The 6,378-nt window shown below is 59.5% G+C and carries 7 protein-coding genes; 4 read left to right on the top strand and 3 right to left on the bottom strand.

Annotation, left to right across the window (positions count from 1 at the left end; translation table 11 throughout):
- On the top strand, positions 1-679 hold a 679-nt coding region (locus FHX16_RS24040), incomplete at its 5' end, for a multicopper oxidase domain-containing protein (RefSeq protein WP_259130730.1).
- A gap of 60 nt (positions 680-739) precedes the next feature.
- Entirely contained in the window at positions 740-1,759 is a 1,020-nt protein-coding gene (locus tag FHX16_RS24035) for an SCO family protein (RefSeq protein ID WP_183756496.1), read from the top strand.
- 657 nt (positions 1,760-2,416) lie between these two features.
- On the opposite strand, the gene FHX16_RS24030 is transcribed toward FHX16_RS24035, so the two are convergent.
- Positions 2,417-2,878, bottom strand: coding sequence for a hypothetical protein (locus FHX16_RS24030; protein WP_183756494.1), 462 nt, complete (start codon positions 2,876-2,878; stop codon positions 2,417-2,419).
- 403 nt (positions 2,879-3,281) lie between these two features.
- Between FHX16_RS24030 and FHX16_RS24025 the strand changes: the two genes are divergently transcribed.
- Together FHX16_RS24025 and FHX16_RS24020 are read left to right on the top strand one after the other, a co-directional pair.
- Positions 3,282-3,548, top strand: coding sequence for a DUF982 domain-containing protein (locus FHX16_RS24025; RefSeq protein WP_259130727.1), 267 nt, complete (start codon positions 3,282-3,284; stop codon positions 3,546-3,548).
- Positions 3,549-3,709: 161 nt separating this feature from the next.
- Complete coding sequence (locus FHX16_RS24020; RefSeq protein WP_183864495.1) at positions 3,710-4,207, top strand: hypothetical protein; 498 nt, start codon at positions 3,710-3,712, stop codon at positions 4,205-4,207.
- 157 nt (positions 4,208-4,364) lie between these two features.
- On the opposite strand, the gene FHX16_RS24015 is transcribed toward FHX16_RS24020, so the two are convergent.
- Both FHX16_RS24015 and lpdA read right to left on the bottom strand, forming a co-directional pair.
- A complete protein-coding gene (locus FHX16_RS24015; RefSeq protein WP_259130725.1) occupies positions 4,365-4,682 on the bottom strand; it encodes a hypothetical protein in 318 nt (105 codons plus the stop codon).
- Between the two features lie 300 nt (positions 4,683-4,982).
- A complete protein-coding gene (gene lpdA / locus FHX16_RS24010) occupies positions 4,983-6,374 on the bottom strand; it encodes a dihydrolipoyl dehydrogenase (RefSeq protein WP_259130723.1) in 1,392 nt (463 codons plus the stop codon).
- Positions 6,375-6,378 lie beyond the last annotated feature (4 nt).

Genomic DNA, 6,378 nt, shown 5'->3' with positions numbered 1-6,378 from the left:
CGCCACCGATCCCGACAAGAGCCAGGTTCCAGCAACGCTCACGGAACAAATTCCGATCGTGACGCCGGTGCGCACGCGCATGGTCGAATTCGGCAGGGCGGGAACCGGGGACTCGCGTGGGCCGAATGGCTGCACGCCGGATTGCGGTGAGACCGTGACCTTCCCATGGACCATTCGCATCAACGGCGAGACGGCGCATTCGATGAACGCCAACCGGATTTCCCTGCTCATTCCCAAGGCCGGGGAAGTGGAGCACTGGACCTACAAGAACGGCGGCGGCGGCTGGGATCATCCCATTCACCTGCATTTCGAGGAAGGCATCACCATGCTGCGGAATGGCCAGGCTCCGCCACCGACCGAGAACCTGCAGCGGAAGGACGTCTGGCGGCTTGGAGAAAGCGGCAGCGTGACGTTCCAGATCCAGTTCGGCGAGTTTGGTGGGTCCTACGTGAACCATTGCCACAACACCGTGCATGAAGACTTCGCGATGCTGGCTCGCATTCAGTTGCTGACTGGCGTTGCGGGGACGCCGCAGGCAGCGGTGACGCCAACGCCCAATCCGACCGAGTATGGCGTCTTCTTCACCACGCCGGAAATATTGCCTGAAGGTGCGCCAAAGGGGTGGACGAATACCCAGCCGCAGATGCAGGCCCAGCTGAACACCAATCCCCAACCATGACGGCTGCGCTGATTGCGCAGCCTTTCTCTGTTCGGGGTGTGGGTTTCCGGAGGTGTATTTATGAGACGTAGGCCCGTGGCCGTCCTGGCTATCGCTGCCATTCTGTCAGTTCTATGTGGCGGGGCTGCTTCCGCCGCTTCGCGTTGGGGAAAAGACTACTTTCCCAACGTCGAAGTCATCACCCAAACCGGCGACAGGGTGCATTTCTACGATGACCTGATTAAGGGCAAGATTGTCCTGATCAGTTTCATTTTCACCAGTTGTACCGATCTGTGCCCGCTGACGACGGCACGCATTACCCAGGTCGTTGACCGGATCCAGGACCAAATCGGCAAGAAGATCTTTGTGGTATCGATCACTGTCGATCCCGAAAACGACACACCTGAAAAGTTGAAGGCGTTCGCCGATGCCTTCTATAAGGGACCGGGCTGGACGTTCATCACCGGCAAGCCTGAGGACATACGCGCCATCAACGCAAAGCTTGGGAACAAAAGCAACGTTGCAACTGATCACCGCAACGAAATCGTGCTTGGCAACGACACCACCGGAGAGTGGGCAAGGAATTCGCCTTTCGCCGACATCGAGAGCGTGGAACTAGCGATCCGCGATATGGATCCGGCATGGCGCGAGGGGCATTACGCTCCCGCGCTATCGTTGGCTCCAGCCACAAATCAACAACAAGCCGGCCTGACGCTGGATCGCGAGCCGGGACAGGTTCTGTTCAAGAAGATCTGCGCACCGTGCCACACGGTAGGGGTCGGCGACCGTATCGGCCCGGATCTTCTCGATGTTACGGTCAGCCGCGATCCGGCATGGCTGAAGCGGATGATCATGAATCCTGTCCGGCTGAGGGCGGAGAAGGATCCAACGCTGGCCGAGCTCGACGCGAAGTTTAACGGTGTGCGCATGCCGAACCTTGGTATGTCGGAGGCGGATACCGCCGATCTCATATCATACCTGGCGACGAAATCGGCCGAAATAGCGGAGCTGCGCGCCCAACCCGAAGCGACGCATGTTCACCAACCTGACGATGCATCAGAACATCACGATCATGCTGGAATGATGCCTTCCAATCCTTAAAGGTGGCACGCGCCTTTTCCGTTTACCCGGCATGCGCGTTGAATGGGAAGCTCAACGCGTTCGGAAGATCCAAGGACGACTGCAGGTCACGCTCGTTGATGGACTTGCGGCGACCGACAGATCCATCCTGCATCAGATGCCGCGCGGCGATCATGCGGGCGGTCAAGGCCCGTTCAATCGGCTGGCTATTGGATCACGCATTCTAAGAAGCATGGCTTGCCGGTCCGAACTTGGTATCGCTCGACCATTGACAGCGCCTCCAGAAAGAACAAATAAGGAACAGTCTAAGGGAACGGAGACCAATGCCGGAGATCCATCCATTCAAGCGACTCCGTGCCTGGACGTTGCTCGCTGCTCGCGATCAGGGCCAGCTCATATCAATTACATGCGACTACTGTCGGGTGACGCATCGGTATTTCGCAACAGATCTCATCGAGCTTTGCGGCAACGTTACCCTCGACAAAGTCCTGCGACGGTTCAGATGTGAGAGATGCGGCAAGAAGAACTACCTGAACATGACCTTGCATGTTCCTCACGGAAGCGAGTTCGGGGACCTGCCAATTCGGCGGCTGCGTGAGGTCCGCACCACGAGGCTTCCGGTCTGGTGCGACGATCTCCTGCGTTAGCGCGACCGTGATGTCTTGACTGACCGATCTTTTATCGGGTTGTCCCAAAAACGAACGCAACCGCAGCGACGACGGCCATCGCAGTGATTGGTCTCTCGCGGATCGTGTTCTCGATGTCCTCGAGAACCCTGCGGGTTCTCACCCTGACGACGTCGACGGATCCCGCCGCTGCCCCGGATAGGGAATCCTTCACCGTTACGGCGTCGTGGCGCAACGTGCGGAATTTGTTTTGCACGATCTCCCGCTTGTCATGAGCCTCGGACCGGTCGACTCCCACGTCGTAAGGATCCGGTGCCGTGCTGACACGCGCGGCGCTTTCAACGTCGGTCCGGCCGGCCGGGATCGCCGTATGAGTGACGGAGACCGGATCAGACGCCGGGAAAGTGGATTCCAAACCAGCCTCGAGTTCTCCCTTGCGCGCGCGGCGGCGTTGCTGAGCCTGCTCATTGCGCATCGATTGTACTGCCGGGGATTTACCTGGATCGTCAGCCATGTCGTTGTCTCCTTGCATTGCGTGGAAACTTAAGCTCCCAGATGAAAAGAAGTTCCGGCGGAAAGACAATTCGTTAGAAAATCAGGCTGTTGAGGGTTACAGTCTGGAGGGTAGAAGGCCGCCTGGTCGGAGTGTTGTCCGTCGGTCAGCAGGGCCCCAGGGCCGACCTGGATCCGTGCGTCACCCGCCACGCAGGGAAAGGCGGCCTGAGACACGCGGCAGCGAGCGCCTGAGAGCCGCTTGGCGAACGACATGGCGTGGCGAGCCTTTGACATATATCGGAGCCGGTGGTGTTGCCAGCGTCGCTGCGACCTTTTGCTGAGGCCTTGTTCGTCCCGGCAGCGTCAGGGAACCATCCGAGGGAATATTGAGTTAACAGCATTCACGATACCGGGAGCGCAGCATGTTTGTCTCATCGCCCGTACCAATTCGCCGGGTCGCCATCTCCTTTCACGACACCGATAACCGACAGATCGCCACAACGGTCTCCGAAATGACGGAATTGCTGCTCTCGAGCCGATGGCCGAAGAAGCCCAACGACACGCTTTGGCGAGACGCGCTGATGACATGCCTCCGCTCTCAGCAGGATGAAAAGAAGGCGAAACGTGCCCGCAAGGCTTTCGTCAAGGCAGCGCGCGGGGCAAGGATCACCGTCATCCCGAAACACTGAAGACCGGGGCGACCTTTAGCGCGGACGCTCGACGCGGTACCCGCTTGATTCTGCAGTCATGGCGATGACTTGAGCGCTCCCGCGATTGCTTTTGCCACACGCTTCTTGCACCTGCAGACGGAATTCCTATCTGTGATGCGACCGCATTGCGGAGATGTGACATGGATAGTCAAACAAGCCACCCGACGATCGAAATCGTTCCTCCCCGACGTACGCGTCGCCGTTGTCCGGATTTTGTCCTGTGCTTGTGTTGCAATCGCCCGCATGCGCCATCCGAGATGGACGAAGACGGTTGCGGTATCTGTGATGAGTGCCTTGGCGTCAGCGACATGTCCTCGGCCCTCTCAGCATTCGAAGACACGTTCGAACAATTTCCCGATGGCTACATGGAGGGCGTTTTTGAGGGACGCCGCTGGAGTGCGACCGTACGCCGATCCTTGGACGGACGACGCACGTGGATGCTGGCCGAGGAGCTTGGCGGGAACGAGATCGTCAGCTTCAACTGGTATCGACTTTCCGAAGGACGTGGCGTTTTGAAACCCTGCGAGATGTCGGCGTCGAAGGTGATCGATTTTGTTCTCGGGTTTCGGATCGATCCGAACTGCGTTGAAGGCCAAAGCGCGCTTGCGCGGGTCGCTTGGCCGTCCGCCACTGGTTGAGACGGTGGCAGAAACCGGCCTGCCAATCCTGAACATCGAAAAACGCCGTTGCACACGAAAACAAGGGTGGCGGGGAAGCGATCCATCGATTGGCGAAATAATCCTGCCTGAGCGGCAATCCGGTCGGCTGGATCGTCTGTTGGCGCGGCACGCGGACCTATTTCCATTCAAAAAATCTGTCTGACGATAAAGGCCGACGTTGCGCGAGCACCTGAGCCCGCTCGGTTTCCTGCTGGTAGGCCACGGCATCCTCATCGCTGTTCAGCCCGACGAAATGCATCTTCGTCGATTCCGTCCTTGGTGCGCCCTTCTGGCGATAGACGAGATGCACCGCGCAGGTCGGATACTGCCAGCCACCGGTCAGAAATTCGGCCAACTGCCCGGCATTCTGCTGTTGCACCTGCCCGGAAAAGGCCAGGAACTGGCCGAGGCCGAAGAACCCGCTGAACAGCCCGTAAGCGTTTTGGGGTTGCATCTGCACGGCGCGACCGGTCGTGAAATCGCGCCGATAGCACAGGCCCTCCGTCTGCCCCTTCGCCTTTTTTCCGTGTAGGTGACGAGGTTCCTCTGGGCGAGAAGTTCCATCGTCAACGCGAAGGTCTGATAGCGCCCCGCATCCTCGTGCAACCGGTCGATCCTGTCCTTCAGGTCAACGACGTAGTCCCGGTAAAATGCGGCTGTCATTCTCAACGCTCCGATTGTGATCAACGCGCTAGCTATCAGATAATCCGGCATCGCCAAACAGGGATGGAGATGAGGCAGGACGCCGCCGTCCTCAGATGTGCAGGGCGTGCCCCAGCGCCTTCAATGCCGCTTCCTGAAATGCTTCGCTGCGCGTCGGATGCGCATGGATCGTGCCTGCGATATCCTCCAGCCGTGCTCCCATCTCGATTGCGAGCGCAAAGCTTGCCGAGAGTTCGGAAACGCCGGCACCGACAGCCTGAACGCCAAGGACAAGACCGGTATTGGCTCGCGCGACCACACGCACGAAGCCGTCTTCTGCCAGCATCGTCATTGCGCGGCCATTTGCGCTGAACGGAAATTGTCCGACGCGGATGGCAAATCCCTGTGCGCGTGCCTCATCCGGTGACAGGCCGGCGGTGACGATTTCCGGATCCGTGAAGCAGATGGCGGGAATGCAACGTTTGTCCCACGCACGCTTTCGCCCGGCGACGATTTCGGCGACCATTTCGCCCTGCGCCATTGCGCGGTGCGCAAGCATCGGTTCTCCGGTGACATCACCAATTGCATAGACGCCACGCATCGAGGTGCGACAACGATCATCGATGCGCAGATAAGTGCCGCTCCGATCGAGGTCGAGTTCATCGATACCCGATCCCGCTGTCCTCGGTCGACGACCTGCTGTGACGAGCACACGATCAACCGGGAGGCGTTCGCTCCCGCCGTCCGACGTTTCGATCGACAGCGCATCGCCATCGAGACCCGTGGCCTTCGCACTCGTCAACAGCCGGATACCGAGCTCACCAAGCCGCCGTGCAATCGGCCGCACCAGGTCTGCATCATACTGCGGCAGGATCTGCGGCGTGGCTTCGACGACGGTAACCGCCGATCCCAGCTTGGCAAAGGCCGTGCCTAGTTCGAGGCCGATATAACCGCCTCCCACGACCACCAGGTTCTTCGGCAGCTCGCGAAGGGAAAGGGCCTCCGTCGAGGAAATGATCCTGCCACCGAAAGGCAGAGCTGCGAGCTCGACAGGCTCGGATCCCGTGGCAATGACCACCGTCTCGGCACGGATCACCTGGAGGCCGATCTCTGTCTCGACCTCGACCGTCTTGCCATCGCGGAAGGCGGCCCGACCATGAACGATCTTGACCCGTGCCTTTTGCAACAACGCGGTCACGCCGGCGTTCAGGCGGCCGACAATGCCGTCCTTCCAGCTCATGGTCCTTGCGAGATCGATCGACGCCGCTTCGACGCGAATGCCCATCGCGTTCCTGCCTTCAAGCATGTGTGCCGTCGCCGAAAACTCCTCGGCGGCGTGGATCAGGGCCTTCGAAGGGATACAGCCGACGTTGAGGCAAGTACCCCCGGGCTTGTCTGCCTCGACGATGACAGTATCGACGCCGAGCTGTCCGGCGCGAATGGCGCAGACATAACCTCCGGGGCCAGCACCGATGACAAGGAGTTTGCAGGTGATCTCTTTCATGGAC

It is taken from the genome of Rhizobium sp. BK661 (genome assembly GCF_024808825.1).
Taxonomy (GTDB): Bacteria; Pseudomonadota; Alphaproteobacteria; order Rhizobiales; family Rhizobiaceae; genus Rhizobium.
This window is presented reverse-complemented; position numbering and strand designations above follow the sequence as displayed.